Source organism: Amycolatopsis decaplanina DSM 44594 (genome assembly GCF_000342005.1).
Lineage (GTDB): Bacteria > Actinomycetota > Actinomycetes > Mycobacteriales > Pseudonocardiaceae > Amycolatopsis > Amycolatopsis decaplanina.
In genome coordinates this window covers 17260-34063 of sequence record NZ_AOHO01000072.1, presented here as the reverse complement: position 1 = coordinate 34063, position 16804 = coordinate 17260, and the positions used below count along the sequence as shown (strand labels likewise).

The following is a 16804-nucleotide window of genomic DNA, read 5'->3' as shown; positions in this document are numbered from 1 at the left end:
ATTAATTTTTACGTTCAAACTGATTTTTGTGATCAAGGGTGTGGCGCCGTGAAGGATGTGGAGTACCTCGATCGGCTGGAGCAGGCGGAGGCGTTGCTGAAACCGCAGCGGGTGGACGTCCTGCGGCAGCTGGCGGAGCCGCGGTCGTGCACCGAGGTGGCGGCGGTACTGGACCAGACGCCGCAGCGGGTCTACTACCACGTGAAACGACTGTTGGAAGCCGGTCTCGTGAAGCAGGTGTCGGAGCGGAAGGTGCGCGCCGTCAGCGAGGGCGTGTACCAGGCGGCAGCCCGTTCGTACTGGTTGTCACCCGGGCTGGTCGGCCGGCTCGGGCCGCGGGCTGCGCGGGACGAGCTGAGCCTGGGCTACCTGGTGGACCTCATGGAGGAGGTCCAGGCGGACGTCGCCGCGCTCGACAGGACCGCGCCGGAACTGCCGTCGATCGGCGTCTCCGGCGAGATCCGGGTGGAGCCGGAGCGGCGCCAGGAGTTCCTCGACGAGCTGAAGACGACTTTGCAGGATCTGTTCACCCGCTACGGCGGAGCGGAAGGCGACGCCTTCAAACTCGCCGTGGCCTGTTACCCGAAGGGGGATGCCCGTGACTGAACCGACGAGGTTCCGGGTGCGCGTGCGCGCGCCGATCGACGAGGTCTGGCACGCGCTGATCGATCCCGGGGCACTGCGCGAGTGGCTTTCGGAGTACGCGGAAGTCGACCTGCCGTCCCGGTACGAGTTCTGGGGTCGCTACACACCGGAAGGCGATCGTCCGCGCCAGCGGCTGTTGCTGGCCGAGGACTACGTCCTCCGGTTCGCCTGGACAGTCGAGGGGAAGGAGACGGTCGTCGAGATCGCGCTGACGGAAGACGGGGACACGACCTCCCTGTCGTTCAGCCAGACCGGTCTGCCGGATTTCGACGCGCTGCTCGCCGACCCGGATTCGCCGCTCGGCATGATGCACACGTTCTGGGCGCTGTCCGTGACGAACCTGGTCGATCACGTCGAAGGCCGCTCGCTCACCGCCCGCTGCGACCTGACTTCTCCCCTGATGAGCGAAGAAGTACTGATCGACGCGCCGCGAGGCGAGGTCTACACCTCGATCGCCGACCCCGGTGTGTTCACACGCTGGTTCGGCGCCCGGATCGAGGCGGAGGTCCACGTCGGCGGCCGTTGGGCAATGGGTTCGCTGGAGCAGGATTCTGCTCCAGCGAAGATCGTCGATCTGGTGCCCGGCTCCAGTATGTCGCTCGCGTACCAACACGGTGTCGTCACCTCGTGGGAGCTCGAAGATTCCGACGGTGGGACGAAGCTGACCTTCGTCCAAAGTGGATTCTCCGAGGAGAAGCCGCCGTACGGTTCGTGGATGGGCTGGCTCAGCGGTTTGGCCGAACTGCGCCGATTTCACGAGATCGACGGCTGGCGCCCGCTGTGGACCGAGGTCCACTTGGAGGGAACGCCCGAAGGACTCATCACCTTGGATGGCAATTAGGAGGAATCGATGTTGCTCGAAGGCAGGAACGCGATCATCTACGGGGCGGCGGGCGGAATCGGGAGCGCGGTGGCCCGCGGGTTCGCCAGGGAGGGCGCGACCGTCCACCTCACCGGCCGCACGCTGAAGAAACTCGAAGCGCTGGCCGACGAAATCCGGGCGGCGGGCGGGAAAGCGGAAACGGCGGAGTTCGACGCGCTCGACGAAGCCGCCATCGACGAGCACGCCGCTTCGGTGGCCTCCTCGGCGGGCAGCGTCGACATCTCGATGAACGTGATCACGCACAACGACGTCCAGGGCACCCCGCTGGTCGAGATGTCGTTGGAGGACCTGGAAAGCCCGGTCCGGACGGCGGTACGGACGAACTTCCTGACCGCACGGGCGGCCGCCCGGCACATGATCGGGCAAGGATCCGGGGTGATCCTGATGTTCGGCGGTGACGGTGATCCGCTGCCGGGGTACCACCTCGGCGGGCTGCAGGTCGCGTTCAGCGCGATGGAGGCGTTACGGCGAGGGTTGGCGTGCGAACTCGGACCGCAGGGCATCCGTGTGGTGACCCTGCGTACCGGTGGGATTCCGGAGACGATACCGGCCGGCGCCGGACTCGACGACGCCATCCGTGACATGGTCGAAGCGACGATGCTCAAGCGGACGGCGTCACTCGAAGACGTCGCCCGTGTGGCCGCCTTCGCCGCATCGGACCATGCACGCAGCATGACGGCGACGGCGCTGAATATCACTTGCGGCACGATGGTCGACTGACCTTCCCGTCGGAAGTAACACCGGCGAACGATCTCCCGACTACGCGGCACTATCACGTGCTGGGGAGGCCGTTATGCCGAAGAGAACAACGAAGCTGGGTATGGCGCTGGCGATCGGGCTGCTGGTCGCCGGGGGCTGCGGTGTGGAGACCGCGCCCACCGGGCGGGTCACGCCGCAGAATAGCCCGACGTCGACGACGCCGGCCGGCAGCTGGGCGCCGCCCACGAGCACAGCCACGCCCATTCCGACACCTCAGCAGTTCGTGCCGCCGGCCACGACCGCGGTCGAGGTGCCGACGCAGGTCGAGCCGAAACCGACAAAAGCACGTCCGAAGACGACGCAGGCGACGCCGGCGGCGAAGGCGCCGAACCTGGCGGAGTGCGGAAGCGACTACTACCGCAACACCGATGGCGTCTGTGTCCACCGGCCGGCGACCGGGCCAGGCGCGGCCGCCGGCGCGACCGCCCTCTGCAAGGACGGTTCCTATAGCTACAGCCAGAATCGCCGAGGTACCTGTTCCGGGCACGGCGGGGTTCGAACCTGGTTGTGATTCCCTCGGTCAAGCGTTCACTGAGAAGGGTGGTGCTGTGTAAGGTCGGATCATGGGATGCGCATGGTGAAACCGGTCGGACGGGCACCTTCGCCCCGGGTCTTCGTCGTCGTACTCGCCACCTGCGGTCTGGTGGCCTCGTTCATGCAGACGCTTGTCGTCCCGCTCATCCCGGCGTTCCCCCGGCTGCTCAACGCGACCCCGTCGGACGCGTCGTGGGTGGTGACGGTGACGCTGGTCGCCGGAGCCGTGGTGATGCCGGTGAGCGGCAGGCTCGGCGACCTCTACGGCAAGCGCAGATTGCTGCTGATCAGCCTGGGGTTCCTGGTCGCCGGTTCGGTGGTGTCCGCGCTGACCAGCTCGCTCGTGTTGATGGTCCTCGGCCGTGGTCTGCAGGGCTGTGCGATGGGCGCGATCCCGCTGGGGATCAGCATCATGCGCGACGAGCTCGCGCCGGAACGGGTCGGCGCCGCGATCTCGGTGATGAGTTCGACGCTCGGCGTCGGCGGCGCCATCGGGCTCCCGGTGTCGGCGCTGGTCGCGCAGAACGCCGACTGGCATGTCCTCTTCTGGGCGTCGGCTGGGCTCGGACTCGTCTGCGGCCTGCTGATCCTGTTCGTGGTGCCGGAGTCACCGGTGAAGACACCGGCACCGTTCGACTACCTCGGGGCCCTCGGGCTGACGGTCGGACTGGTCTGTCTGCTGTTGCCGATCGTCAAGGGCGGCGAATGGGGGTGGGGCAGCGGCCGAACCCTTGCCTTCGCCGGCAGCGCGGTGGTGATCCTGCTGGTCTGGGGCACCTACCAGCTGCGGCGGCGGGATCCGCTCGTGGACCTGCGGGTCTCCGCGCGGCGGCCGGTGCTGTTCACCAACCTCGCGTCGATCATGATCGGGTTCGCGCTGTACTCGATGGCGTTGTCGTTCCCGCAGTTGCTGCAGGCGCCCGCGTCGACGGGCTACGGCCTCGGCCTGACGATGGTGCAGGCCGGGCTCTGCCTCGCGCCGAACGGCCTGGTCATGTTCATGCTGTCGCCGGTTTCGGCCCGGCTCATCGAGCGCTACGGACCGCGTACGACGCTGATGGTCGGCGCCACCACCATCGCGGCCGGGTATGTCTTCGCGACCGTGTTGATGGACAACGCCTTCGAGCTGATCACGGCATCGATCATCATCGGCGGCGGCGTGGGCATCGCTTACGCGGCCATGCCGGCGCTGATCATGGGCTCGGTGCCGGTCACCGAAACCGCGTCCGCGAACGGGTTGAACTCGCTGATGCGCTCCGTCGGCACATCGACGTCCAGCGCGGTGATGGCGACCATGCTCGCGTCGCTGGCGATCACCGTCGGCGGGGTTTCCGTTCCCTCCGCGGCGGGATTCCGGCTGAGTTTCGTGGTCGCCGCCGGTGCGGCACTCCTGGGGCTCGTACTGACCGTTTTCGTCCCGAAGCAGCGTCAGCCCGAACCAGTGGTCGCTTCGGTCCACTAGCGCGCCCTGCGTGCGATGAGGGACCTCATCGCACGCAGGGACGCTCCGCTCAGAACAGCGTCGGAACGATCGCGTCGATCAGGTGCGGTCCCGGTTCGGCGAGCGCACGCTGGAACTGCTCGGCCAGCTCCTCCGCGGTCGTCGCCCGGGTCGCCGGGACGCCCATTCCTTCGGCGATCTTGACGAAGTCCATGTCGGGCCGGGAAAGGTCGAGCAGTTCGTTCGCCTTGGGGCCGTTGGCGTCCGCGCCGACCCGCTGCAACTCCAGCCGCAGGATCGCGTACGCGCGGTTGTTCAGCAGGACCGTGGTGACGTTGAGGTTCTCCCGTGCCTGGGTCCACAGCGCCGAAATCGTGTACAGCGCGCTGCCGTCGGACTGCAGGTTGATCACCGGCCGGTCCGGAGCGGCGACGGCCGCCCCGGTCGCGACGGGCATGCCGTAGCCGATCGCGCCGCCGGTCAGGGTCAGCACGTCGTGCCGGGGCGCCCCCGCGGTCGCGGCGGGCAGCAGCAGACCGGAGGTGTTCGCTTCGTCCGCGATGATCGCGCGCTCCGGCAGCAGCGCGCCGATCACCTCGACCCAGTTCTGCGGCGTCAACGGCCCGGACGGCAGCGCGGGCCGGGCGGCCTCCTGCAGCACCGGCTCCGTTTCGGCGGCCACCAGGTCCGCGACGTCGTTCAGAGCTCGCGGCACGTCCTGCGCGACTTCGGCCAGCACATGGACCTGCGCGCCTTCGGGAACCAGGTTGCTCGCCTTGCCGGGGTAGGCGAAGAACGACACAGGTGCCTTCGTCCCGGCGACGATCACGTGCTTGATCCCGTCGAGCTGGTACGCGACCTGCTCGGCGAGATAGCCCAGCCGCTCGATCGTCGGCAGGCCTTCGCCGCGTTCGAGCCGGGCGGGGAAGGTCTCGACGAACGCCTTCGCACCGGTCGCGGCGGCGATCCGGCTGGTCGCGCGCAGGCCGGCCTCACGGCAGCCGCTGCCGCCGACGAGCAGTGCGACCGGTTCACCACTGGCCAGCACTTCGGCGATGTTCTTCACCGTCGTCGCGTCGACGGTTTGCGGGATCCGTGGAGGGATGGGCGCGCAGGTCTCGCCGCCCTCGCTCCAGGACGCGTCGGCGGGGAGGATCAGCGTCGCCACCTGTCCAGGCGCGTCCTGGGAAGCCGCGACCGCCGCCGCGGCATCGGCACCGACGTCCTTCGTGTGCTCGGAGCGGCGGACCCAGCCTTCGAGTGAACCCGCGACGGCCTCGATATCCGATTCGAGCGGGGCGTCGTACTGCTTGTGGTAGGTCGCGTGATCGCCGATCACGTTGACTATCGGGGTGTGCGCGCGGCGCGCGTTGTGCAGGTTCGCCAGCCCGTTCCCGAGACCGGGACCGAGGTGCAGCAGCGTGGCCGCCGGCTTGTCGGCGATACGCGCGTACCCGTCCGCGGCGCCGGTGACGACGCCTTCGAACAGGCCGAGCACGCCGCGCATCTCGGGCACGGAGTCGAGCGCGGCCACGAAGTGCATCTCCGAGGTGCCCGGATTCGAGAAACATACGTCGACACCGCTGTCGACGAGTGTCCGGATCAGGGACTGGGCGCCGTTCATCTCACTCACTTTCAAGCCCTCTCAGCGAAAAGAACGCCGGGGTTGAGGATCCCGGCCGGGTCGAAGCTCTCCTTGATCCGGCGCATCAGCGCGATCTTCGCCGGGTCCTCCAGGTCGAGGAAGTAGGCGGACTTGGCCCTCCCGAGGCCGTGCTCGCCGGAGATCGCGCCGCCGAGTTCCATGCCGAGCGCGAAGATGTCGGTCAGCAGTTGCTTCCGCTTCTCCGTGTCCTTGCAGAAGATGGCGAGGTGGACGTTGCCGTCGCCGGCGTGCCCGCAGCCGAGCGCGCCCGCCTCGCGCGACAACGCCATTTCCCTGGCCCTGCGCAGGAACTCGGGCATGGCGGACCGCGGGACCACCACGTCGATGACGTCGTCGGCACCGGCCGCCTTGGCCGTCCAGAACGCCTTCTCGCGTGCCTCGATGAGTTTGCGTGCCGAAGCGCCTTCGAGCACGTACACGTCCATCGCGCCGAGGTCGCCCAGCAACCCGCCGAGTTCCTCGATGTCGGAGTGCAGCCGGTCGTTGTCGCGGTTTTCCAGCGACACCACCAGATACGCCTGCGCGGTGTCACGGATGGAGTCCGGCACGCCGAGGCTGAGTTTCTCGTTGTAGCTGATCGCGGCGAGCGTCAGGTTGTCGATGTACTCGAGGATGTGCGGCGCGAGCCCGCTGGAGATGATCTTCGGGACGATGGTCATCACCTCGTCGAAGGTCTCGAACGGGGCGAACACCGTGGCACCGTGCGGCAGGCGCGGGTACAGCTTCACGATGACCTCGGTCGCGATCGCGAGGGTGCCTTCGGAGCCGATGATCAGCTGGGTCAGGTCGTACCCCGTCGACACCTTCGAGGTCTTGCCGCCGGTCCTGATGATCTCGCCGGTCGGCAGTACGGCCTGCAGGCCCACGACGTTGTGCCGCGTGACGCCGTACTTGACCGCGCGCATGCCGCCCGCGTTCGTCCCGACGTTGCCGCCGACGCTCGCGCTCAGTTCCCCGGGGTAGACGGTGTAGCCGAGTCCGGCTTCCATGGTCTTTTCGTCCAATTCGGACAGTGTGACGCCCGGCTGGACGACGGCGACGTGGTTTTCGGTGTCGATCTCCAGTACCGCGTTCATTCGCTCGAAAGAGATCACCAGGCCGTCTTCGTGTGGCCGCGCACCGCCCGAAAGCCCGGTGCCCGACCCTCTCGCGGTGACCGGCACGCCGTGTGCGCTCGCCACCTTGAGCAGCTCCGCGACCTCCTCGGCGCTTCCCGGTTTCGCCAGGTGGGCGGGCCGCTGTGCGGTGGTGGTCAAAGCCTCGTCGTGCGCGTAATCCTCGGGGATCGCTTCGCCCGACAGCAAATTCGTGTCCCCGACGATCTCGGCGAACCGTGACGCAACGTCGCCCATCGACTGCCCTTCCTCACGCCTCTTTGCCTGGTTACCGAAGCGTAGTACGTCGTGGGCGGAGATGGCCATGAATCCTTTTCATGTTTGCTTCCCGGTGGTCACAACCTCGCGACAACCTCGTTCGGTTACCCATGTCGCAGCGGGCCGCGGCGGTCCGCCGGAAGGGGTGGACGCTCGATGAGATCAAGATTGAGACGGACCGCGACGCTGGGGGCGGCGCTCGCGGTCACGTTCGGGCTCGCGATACCGGCGGCCGAAGGCGGGGAAGCGGGCTGCACCGCGCCCGTGGCGAACGTCAGCGGCGTCAGCCAGGCCGAGGGGACAAGTGCCGGGTACACCACCTTTCTCTTCACCGTTTCCCTCGACGACGGTGGCTGCGCGCCGCAGGGCTCGGTCGAATACCGGACGATCGAGGGCAACGGCTCGTCGGTCGATCCCGCGTTCATCGCGAAGGAGAACGTCGACTACCTGCCGAGCGCGGGCACGCTGACCTGGTCCGGGACGGCGGACACGCGAACCGTCGCGGTCAAGGTCCGCGCCGATTCCTTCGCGGAGAACGACGAGATGTTCTCCCTGCGCCTGTACGGCGAGAAAGGCGTGCGGATCGGGCACAGCGTCGGCGTCGCCTGGGTGGCCGACGACGACACGGTCAAGACCGCGCCGCTGGCCACCACCCAGGAAGGCGAGATCTGCTGGTCGGTCCCGCCCAACTTCGCGCAGGGCAGCAGCTGCAGGGTGCCGCTCGTGCTCTCCCGGCCATGGCTCGCGGGACCGCTCACGATCCGCTATCGCACCGAAGGCTCCGCCCACGAGCCGGTGAAGGACGGTGTCGTCACCTTCCAGCGTGGTGAAACGAGGGGATACGCCGAGTTCACGATCGTGCCCGGACAGACGGGGAAGGCGCGGGTCGAGTTCTTCGATCCGTCGCAGGGCAGGCTCGTGTACGCGACCTCGACCGTGCTGATCAGCCCCGCCGGGTGACGAGGTCGGCGTCGGCCGTCGCGTTCGCCCGCCGGTACAGCTCGATCGCTCGAGCCCAGTGGGCGGCCGCGGCGGCCGTGTCGCCGCACCGCGCCTCGAGGTCGCCGAGGTCGCGGTGCAGATGAGCTTCCTCGTACGGATCCGGGACGCCCGACCGGACCGCGACGCCGCGTTCGAGGTTTTCCCGCGCCGCAACCAGATCGCCGAGCCCGAGGTGGGCTCGGCCGAGCCGGTCGAGCGCGGCTGCCTCACTGTGCCGGTTCCCGACGTCCCGGCTGATCAACAGCGCTTGGTCGAAATCGTCCCGTGCGGCGCGGAAGTCCAGGCGGGCGAGGTGGACCTGGCCGGCGTGCAGCAGCGATTCCCACTCCTGCCAACGGTCGCCGATCGCCCTGGACGCGGCCAGCGCCTTGCCGAGATGGTCCAGCGCGACGTCGTGATCGCCGAGTTCCTCGTAGGCCTCGCCGAGCGTGTCCAGGGTGGCGGCTTCCAGCCGGGCGTTGCCGAGTTCGCGGAACGTCTCCAGCGCGGCCGTCAGCGGGCTGAGACCGTCCATCGGCTGGCCGCGGCGGATGTAGGCGTGGCCGAGGTTGCGCTGGGACAGCGCGCGCCCGAGCCGGTTGCCCGCCGAGGTGCACCGCTCCACGGCGAGCCGGTACGCGATGATCGCCTCGTCGAACCGGCGAAGGGCGGCGTAGGCGTTCGCGGTGTTGTTGTAGATGTGCCCTTCCCCTTCGAGATCGCCCGCCGCGCGGGCGGCCTTCAACGCGCGGGCGTTGGTTTCGAGCGCGTCGGTCAGCCTGCGTGTCATGAAATAGGCCGCGCCCAGCGCGCGCAGCATTTCCGCCTCCGCCAACGGATCGTCGAGCTCGGCGGCCGCCGCGGCCCCTTCGCGGCAGAGCCCGATCCGTTCGTTCCAGCCACCCATGGTGTCGTAGAAACTGGTGAGCAGATAAGTGAGCTGCCAGGCGGCGGTGTTGCGGCCGTGTTCGCGCGCGAACCGCACCACGGGCAGCAGATTCGCGCGCTCGGCACCCAGGAACGCCAGCGCCGCACGCCTTTCCGCCGGGAACGGCCGCTCGGGCGGCGGGTGACGCAGCGCCGGGGTGACCAGATCGCGGTTCGGATCGATGATCCTGTTCGCCTCGGCGGCGACGTGCAGGTACCAGTCGATCAGCCGGTCCGCGGCCTCGGCGCGGCTTGACGTCGTTTCGTCGGCGCGGGCGCACGCGACGGCGAAGTCGCGGATCAGATCGTGGAGGCGATAGCGGTCCGGGCCCGCAGGGGTGATCAGGTGCGCCGCGGCCAGTTCGGCGACTGCGGTCCGGCCGGCCTCGGCGGGCACCCCGCACAGCGCGCTGCCGAGGGCCGAACAGAACGAGGGGCCCGGGATGAGCCCGGACAGCCGGAACAGTTGAGCCGGAGCACGGTTCAGCGGCAGGTAGGCGCTCGCGAGGACGGTTTTGACCGTCCGGGAATCTCCTTGTACCGCAAGGGTTTCCAGTCGGCCGTCGCCGGTCAGCTCCGCAGTGAGTTCCGCGATCGGACGGCCCGGCTCACCGGTCAGGCGCGCGGCGGCGATCCGCAGTGCCAGCGGCATCCCGTCGCACAGCCTGGCCAGGCGCGCGGCCTGCGCGGGTTCGCGGGCGACCCGGTCGGCGCCCAGCACCCGGGTGAGCAGCGTCATCGATTCCGGGTCCGCCAGCGCGTCGAGGGCGAACACGCGGACGGCGTGCCTGCTGCCGAGCGCGGCCAGGGTCTGCCTGCTGGTGACGATCAGCATCGCCTTCGCCGTGCCGGGGACGAGCGGAAGGATCTGGTCGACGCCGCCCGCGTTGTCGGCGACGATCACGCAACGCCTGCCGTGCAGCAGTGAGCGATAGAGCGCCGCGCGTTCGGCCGTCGAGTCGGGCAGCCGATCGTCGGGGAGGCCGAGCCCACGCGACAGATGCGCGAGCGCGTCACCCGGCGAGACTGCTTCGTCCGGGTGATGCCCGGCGAGGTCGAGGAAGAGCTGACCGTCGGGGAAGCGATCCGCGATGCGGTGCGCCCACTGCACGGCCAGCGCGGATTTGCCCATCCCCGCCGCCCCGGAGATGACCACGACCGGCGGCTCGGCTTCGTCGAGGAGACTGTCGAGTGAAGCGAGCTCCTGCTGTCGTCCGGTGAAGTGCCCGACACGGGCGGGGAGTTGCGCGGGCGCGGTACCCCGCGCGGGCGCGTCGAGTTCGGGCGCGCGGCGCAGGATCGACGTGTGCAGTTCGACCAGTTCCGGGCCGGGATCGACGCCGAACTCGTCGGCCAGCCCCCGGCGCACGGCCTGGAACGTCTCCAGTGCCTCGGCATGCCTCCCGCAGCGATGCAGGGCGAGCATGTGCAGCGCGGCGAACCGTTCGCGGTACGGCTGCTCGGCCCGTAGCCGCGGAAGTTCCCGGAGGACCTCCTCGTGTTCGCCGAGCCTGAGCTCGGCGTCCCAGAGCTCTTCCCAGGCGGACAGCCGCAGTTCCTGGAGCCGTTCGACCTCGCGTTGGCCCCAGCCGTCGAGTTCGGCGTCCGCGAAGGCTTCGCCGCGCCAGAGCCGCAACGCCTCACGCAACGCCGCCACCGCTGGACCGGGATTGCTCCGCTTGGCGGCACGAAGTTCTTCTTCGAAGCGGAGAGCGTCGACAGAGGACGGTGCGACCGTCAGGACGTACCCGGGCTTGCGCGTCAGCAGGACCGGCGGGAACCCGCAGTCCTCCAGCGCCTGCCGGATCCGGGCGACATGGCTGTGCAGGGTCTTCACCGCGGTGCGCGGCGGATCTTCACCCCAGAGCACGTCGACCAGCCGGGGGATCGGGACGACCGAGCCCGCGTGCAGGGCGAGAACGCCGAGCACGGCTCGCTGGCGGGCGCCGTGCAACCCCGCCCGCCCGGTGGGTCCGATCGCTTCGACCGGACCCAGCACCCGTAGTTCCCCTGGCCCGGGCACCCTGCTCCCTCCGGCATGTGACCTCGGTGAGCGTATCCGGGCCGAGACCCACCGAAATCGGCCGATTAGGGCACACGATCTCCACAACCCCGCCACAACCGGCCTGGCCGACGGTCAACGGGTCGAATGTTTCGCCCAAGGAGGGGAACATGATCAGCAGGAATCCGCGGCGCCGCCGAACGCTGCTCGCCTCGGCCGTCTTGGCCGCCGCGACGCTGTTCGCGGGTGTCGCACCGGCGGTGCAAGCCGCGCCGGAGGCCCGGAGCGACGTCTTCATCCGGGACAACACGTCCGACGTCGGGTTCGAGCCTTCGACCGGTTCGCTCTACTCCAGTCCCGACATCCGGGTGTGTTTCTCGGCGACGGTCCTCTGCGCCACCGACGACCCGATCGTCCAGGGGAGCACCGCCTACATCCACGTCACGCTGAACAACCCCGGCCCGTACGGGGACGGACTCGAGAAGGGGACGCTGCAGGTCTACTACACGAAGCAAGGCACCGTGGCCCAGTGGTCGAGCCAGTGGAACTACATCGGCTCGGCCACCAACGTGAGCGTGCCCTACGGCACCAAACGGGTCGTCATCCCGTGGAAGGTCCCGATCGGCTCCCACTTCTGCCTGCTGGCGCGATGGCTTTCGCCGACCGACCTGCCGACCGAGGGCCTGAGCACGTCGACCAACGCGCGGAAGAACAACAACATCGGCTGGCACAACGTGAACGCCGTGCCGTTCAAGATCAAGATCCCGGTGCTCCGCCCGATCGTGTTCGGCTGGGACGGTCCCGACCCCACGGCGGTCGGCGACATCGTCTTCACCCAGCCGGGCAGGCCGTTCACCGGCCCGGGGCGGATCACCATCGACCTCGGCCCCGACCTCGCCGCACGCTGGCGGGCAGGTGGCGCGAAGGGTGAGGGCATCGAACGGGTCGGCGAGACCGAGCTGGCCATCGTGAACCCGCAGCAGGCACGGATCAGCGGTTTGACGTTCAAGTCGGGCGAACAGGTGGACGCCAGGCTGAGCTTCACCGCCGGCGACGAGGCGGCCGGTGGGCAGTACACCGTCCACGTGACACAGGTCGACCAGCACGGCGAAGAGGTCGGTGGCGTCGAGTACCGGCTCACCGAAGCGCGGCAGTAGGCCAGGGAGGGGTGCCGGCCCGTGGGCGGTGGGGGTGGGAACCCGCACCGCCCACGGGTTTCACGCGCGTGCGAACGAAAGCGTCTCGCCCTCGACACCTCGCAGCCAGAGGTCCTGCGCGGCTTCCGCCATTTCGGCCAGTCCCTCTTCGATCGTCGCGAACACGTTGCCGGGCACCCAGCCCGCGTCGCCGTTGATCAGCAGATTGTTGCGACCGTAGAAGATCGCGAGGTCCGTCGCGCCCTGATCGCTGTGCGCCTCACTGCCCTCGTCGTAGCCGTACGCCGGGTTGCCGATCTCCCAAGCCTCGAAACCGAAGTACACGACATCTCCGGGAATCGGTGTCACCGTGGGGTTTTCGCGGCCCGGTTTCGGCTCGGCGAAGGGCGGCACGAGCGTGTAGACCTCGTTGCGCGCGTACTTCGCGTGGTAGGCCGAACCGCTCTGCGGCAACGCGTCCCAGACCGCGCGGCAGGTCCTCGGGGCTTCGGCGTCGAGCAGCCGGGCCCGGCAGGACACCCCGCGCTTGTCGAGCGTGATCGTGATGTAGCGGGCCATCACTCGACCCCCGCCACGACGTCACCCCAGATTCGCAGCGCCTCGTCGACCTGCTCGGAGTCGACGATCAGCGGCGGCACCATCCGGACGACGTTCATGTACGCCCCGCACGTCAGCAGTAGCAACCCGTTGGCGGACGCCGCTTTCTGGGCCGCCTGGGCCTTCGCGGTGTCCGGTTCGCCGTCCGGCGTGGTGAATTCGGAACCGACCAGCAGCCCCAGCCCGCGGACGTCGCCGATCGACGGCGACTTGTCCGCGATCACCCGCACGCCCTCCAGGAGCTGGCGTCCTCGTTCGGCGGCGTTCTCGACCAGACCCTCCCGCTGGATCACGTCGAGCGTGGCGATCGCCGCCGCACAGGCCACCGCGTTACCGCCGTAGGTCCCGCCCTGCGAACCGGGGAGCGCCTTCGCCATCAGTTCCTCCGACGCGGCGATACCCGAGATGGGGAACCCGCTCGCGAGTCCTTTCGCGATGAGCACGATGTCCGGGCGTACCCCGAAGTGTTCGTGTCCCCAGAACCTGCCCGTCCGGCCGAAGCCGGTCTGGATCTCGTCCATCACCAGCAGGATGCCGTGTTTGTCGGCGCGTTCCCGCAGCCCGGCCAGGAACTCGGGATTCGCCGGGACGTACCCGCCTTCGCCGAGCACCGGCTCGATGAAGAACGCGGCCGTCTCGTTCGGCGCGCAGACCGTCGCGAACAGGTAGTCGAGCTCGCGCAGGGCGAACTTCGTCGCCGTCTCCTCGTCCCAGCCGTAGTGGAAGGCATATGGGAAGGGCGCGACGTGCACGCCGGACATGAGCGGCGAGATCCCGGCGCTGAACCGGGTGCCCGACGTCGTCATCGTCGCCGCCGCGACGGTCCGGCCGTGGAACCCGCCCTGGAAGACGATGACGTTGGGCCGCTTGGTCGCCTGCCGCGACAGCCGGAGCGCCGCCTCGACCGCCTCGCTGCCGGAGTTCGCGTAGAAGAGGGAATCCAGGCCTTCCGGGAGGACGGCGCCCAGCTTCTCGGTCAGCTCCAGCATCGGCTTGTGCATGACCGTCGTGTACTGCCCGTGGATGAGTTTGCCGATCTGTTCCCGCGCCGCGCTCACCACGTGCGGGTGACAGTGGCCGGTGCTGGTCACGCCGATACCGGCGGTGAAATCCAGGTGACGTTTGCCCTCGGTGTCGTAGAGGTAAACCCCTTCACCGTGGTCGACCACGACCGGCGTTGCCTGCTTGAGCAGCGGTGATAGCTGGGCCATGGGCTGCGCTCCTAGGTCGGCTGAGCTGTTGTCGATTGTTGACAATATCCATAGCATGGCGTTCGGGACAACATGGAGGAGCGTTGGGATGAGCTCGATCAGTGAGGCCGGCGTAGTCACGGCGGTCGACAAGGAACTGTTCATCGGCGGCAAGTGGGTGCCCGCCGCGGACGGGAAGACCTTCCCCGTTCTCGACCCTTCGACAGGCGAAACCCTGTGCGAGGTGGCCGACGCGTCACCGGCGGACGGTGTCAGCGCGCTCGACGCGGCCGTCGCCGCACAGGCCGACTGGGCGAACGTCGCCCCGCGTGAACGCGGTGAGATCCTGCGTCGCGCCTACGAGCTGCTGATCAAGCGCGCCGACGAACTCGCGCTGCTGATGACCCTCGAGATGGGCAAACCGCTCGCGGAATCGAAGGGCGAGATCACCTACGCGGCCGAGTTCTTCCGCTGGTTCGCGGAGGAAGCCGTCCGGATCGACGGTGGTTACGCCGTCGCTCCCAACGGGACGGGCCGGTTCCTCGTGACGAAGCAGCCCGTCGGGCCGTGTCTGCTGATCACGCCGTGGAACTTCCCGATGGCGATGGGCACCCGCAAGATCGGGCCCGCGGTCGCGGCCGGCTGCACGATGGTCATCAAGCCCGCTGCTCAGACCCCCCTTTCGATGTTGGCCCTCGCGGCGATCCTCGCCGAAGCGGGGTTGCCGGAAGGCGTGCTGAACGTGCTGACGACGTCGGACTCCGGTGGAGTGATGGAGCCGCTGATCCGGGACGGCCGTGCCCGGAAGCTGTCTTTCACCGGTTCGACCGGCGTCGGACGGAAGCTGCTGGAACAGTGCGCGGACAAGGTGCTCCGCACTTCGATGGAACTCGGTGGCAACGCCCCCTTCCTCGTCTTCGAAGACGCCGACCTCGATGCGGCGATCGAAGGTGCGATGACCGCGAAGATGCGCAACATCGGTGAGGCCTGCACGGCCGCGAACCGCTTCTACGTCCAGCGTGGCGTCGTCGAAGAGTTCTCCCGGCGCCTCACCGAGCGCATGGAGGCCCTGCCGATGGGGCGCGGCACCGAGGAGGGTGTCGTCGTCGGTCCCCTCATCGACGAAGGAGCCGTCGAGAAGGTCAGTGGCCTGGTTTCCGACGCCACCGAGCGAGGAGCGCGCGTCCTCACCGGTGGATCTGCTGTGGATGGTCCGGGTAACTTCTATCAGGCCACGGTGCTCACCGACGTGCCCAAGGACGCCAGGCTCGCTTCGGAAGAGATCTTCGGCCCGGTCGCCCCGATCACTCCGTTCGACAGTGAGGACGAGGCCATCGCGGCGGCGAACGACACCGAATTCGGCCTCGTGTCCTATGTGTACACCTCCGATCTCAAGCGGGCTCTGCGGGTCTCGGAACGGCTTGAAGCCGGCATGATCGGCCTCAACCAAGGACTGGTTTCGAATCCCGCGGCGCCGTTCGGCGGGATCAAGCAGTCCGGGCTCGGTCGCGAGGGCGGCACCGTCGGCATCGACGAGTTCCTCGAGACCAAGTACATCGCGGTGGCTCTGTGACTACTCAAGCGGGGACTTCCTATCGCATCGCGAGCATTCCCGGCGACGGGATCGGCGTCGACGTGACGGTCGAGGCCCGCAAGGTCCTCGACGGCGCGGCGGCATCGCATGGTTTCTCCTTGTCCTGGACGGAGTTCGACTGGAGTTGTGAGCGGTACACCAAGACCGGCTCGATGATGCCGGAAGACGGGATCGAGCGGCTTTCCCCTTTCGACGGGATCTTTCTCGGTGCCGTCGGTTTTCCCGGTGTCCCGGACCATGTTTCGTTGTGGGGTCTCCTCATTCCGGTTCGGCGTGCGTTCGGTCAGTACGTCAACCTGCGGCCGGTCCGGCTGCTGCCGGGGACGACGTCGGCACTGGCGGGCCGCGGCGCCGACGAACTGGAGATGGTGATCGTCCGGGAGAACTCCGAGGGCGAGTACTCGGAGATCGGCGGCAGGCACAATCGTGGTCAAGGCAACGAGTTCGTCTTACAGGAATCCGTGTTCACGCGAGTCGGGGTGGAGCGGATCATCCGCTACGCCTTCGAACTGGCGAAGACGAGGACGGGGCGGGTCTGTTCGGCCACCAAGTCCAACGGGCTCATTCACTCGATGCCGTTCTGGGACGAGATCTTCGCCGAAATCTCTTCGGAATATCCCGACGTGCACGCCGAACAATGCCATGTCGACGCGCTCGCCGCGCGGATGGTGCAGGCGCCGGACCGGCTCGACGTCGTGGTCGCTTCCAATCTCTTCGGTGACATCCTGAGCGACCTGGCGGCGGCCGTGACGGGCGGGCTCGGAATGGCACCTTCGGGCAACATCAATCCGACCGGTGAGTTCCCTTCCATGTTCGAGGCGGTGCACGGCAGCGCTCCCGACATCGCCGGGCAGGGCATCGCGAATCCGGTGGCGCAGATCCTGGCGGGGGCGATGCTGCTCGACCATCTCGGGGAAACCGTCGCGGCACAAGACGTGCGCGCCGCGGTGGAAAAGGTGCTCGAGGAGGGGATCGTGCAGACCCCTGATCTCGGCGGGAAGTCCACCACCGCCGAACTCGGGTCCGCGGTGGTCGCCGCTCTATCTTGAACGATC

14 protein-coding genes are annotated in these 16804 nt (G+C 68.3%); 9 read left to right on the top strand and 5 right to left on the bottom strand.

The window, feature by feature from the left end:
• Window positions 1-48 precede the first annotated feature (48 nt).
• The 5 genes from H074_RS29950 to H074_RS29930 all read left to right on the top strand — a co-directional run bounded on the left by H074_RS29950 (window position 49) and on the right by H074_RS29930 (window position 4283).
• Window positions 49-606: a helix-turn-helix domain-containing protein gene (locus tag H074_RS29950; RefSeq protein WP_007033824.1), complete on the top strand. Its 558-nt coding sequence runs from the start codon at window positions 49-51 to the stop codon at window positions 604-606.
• Window positions 599-1486, top strand: coding sequence for an SRPBCC family protein (locus H074_RS29945; protein WP_039923673.1), 888 nt, complete (start codon window positions 599-601; stop codon window positions 1484-1486). Before H074_RS29950 ends, H074_RS29945 begins: the two co-directional genes overlap by 8 nt.
• 9 nt (window positions 1487-1495) lie before the next feature.
• Complete coding sequence (locus tag H074_RS29940; RefSeq protein WP_007033822.1) at window positions 1496-2248, top strand: SDR family NAD(P)-dependent oxidoreductase; 753 nt, start codon at window positions 1496-1498, stop codon at window positions 2246-2248.
• Between the two features lie 73 nt (window positions 2249-2321).
• Entirely contained in the window at window positions 2322-2798 is a 477-nt protein-coding gene (locus H074_RS29935; protein WP_200865829.1) for a DUF3761 domain-containing protein, read from the top strand.
• Between the two features lie 57 nt (window positions 2799-2855).
• Window positions 2856-4283, top strand: a complete 1428-nt coding sequence (locus H074_RS29930) for an MFS transporter (RefSeq protein ID WP_007033820.1) — start codon at window positions 2856-2858, stop codon at window positions 4281-4283.
• A 49-nt stretch (window positions 4284-4332) separates the two neighbouring features.
• On the opposite strand, the gene H074_RS29925 is transcribed toward H074_RS29930, so the two are convergent.
• Window positions 4333-5886, bottom strand: a complete 1554-nt coding sequence (locus tag H074_RS29925) for an acetolactate synthase large subunit (protein ID WP_007033819.1) — start codon at window positions 5884-5886, stop codon at window positions 4333-4335.
• Window positions 5887-5897: 11 nt separating this feature from the next.
• Entirely contained in the window at window positions 5898-7280 is a 1383-nt protein-coding gene (locus tag H074_RS29920; protein WP_007033818.1) for an FAD-binding oxidoreductase, read from the bottom strand.
• Between the two features lie 189 nt (window positions 7281-7469).
• Between H074_RS29920 and H074_RS29915 the strand changes: the two genes are divergently transcribed.
• Entirely contained in the window at window positions 7470-8261 is a 792-nt protein-coding gene (locus H074_RS29915) for a Calx-beta domain-containing protein (RefSeq protein WP_007033817.1), read from the top strand.
• Here the strand turns inward: H074_RS29915 and H074_RS29910 are convergent.
• On the bottom strand, window positions 8245-11232 hold the full coding sequence (locus tag H074_RS29910) for a BTAD domain-containing putative transcriptional regulator (RefSeq protein ID WP_235096908.1): 2988 nt from the start codon (window positions 11230-11232) through the stop codon (window positions 8245-8247). The genes H074_RS29915 and H074_RS29910 overlap by 17 nt on opposite strands.
• A gap of 149 nt (window positions 11233-11381) precedes the next feature.
• Between H074_RS29910 and H074_RS29905 the strand changes: the two genes are divergently transcribed.
• Entirely contained in the window at window positions 11382-12368 is a 987-nt protein-coding gene (locus H074_RS29905; protein ID WP_007033815.1) for a hypothetical protein, read from the top strand.
• Between the two features lie 60 nt (window positions 12369-12428).
• Here the strand turns inward: H074_RS29905 and H074_RS29900 are convergent, their stop codons facing one another.
• The gene (locus tag H074_RS29900) at window positions 12429-12926 is read right to left on the bottom strand and encodes a DUF3830 family protein (protein WP_007033814.1); all 498 of its coding nucleotides are present in this window, start codon (window positions 12924-12926) and stop codon (window positions 12429-12431) included.
• Window positions 12926-14176, bottom strand: a complete 1251-nt coding sequence (locus H074_RS29895; RefSeq protein WP_007033813.1) for an aspartate aminotransferase family protein — start codon at window positions 14174-14176, stop codon at window positions 12926-12928. Before H074_RS29895 ends, H074_RS29900 begins: the two co-directional genes overlap by 1 nt.
• An 88-nt stretch (window positions 14177-14264) precedes the next feature.
• Here H074_RS29895 and H074_RS29890 point away from each other — a divergent pair, with 88 nt between their 5' ends.
• Both H074_RS29890 and H074_RS29885 read left to right on the top strand, forming a co-directional pair.
• Window positions 14265-15728 (top strand): NAD-dependent succinate-semialdehyde dehydrogenase, encoded by a 1464-nt coding sequence (locus H074_RS29890; protein ID WP_007033812.1) that lies wholly within the window; start codon window positions 14265-14267, stop codon window positions 15726-15728.
• A complete protein-coding gene (locus H074_RS29885; protein WP_007033811.1) occupies window positions 15725-16798 on the top strand; it encodes a tartrate dehydrogenase in 1074 nt (357 codons plus the stop codon). Before H074_RS29890 ends, H074_RS29885 begins: the two co-directional genes overlap by 4 nt.
• Window positions 16799-16804: the final 6 nt, after the last annotated feature.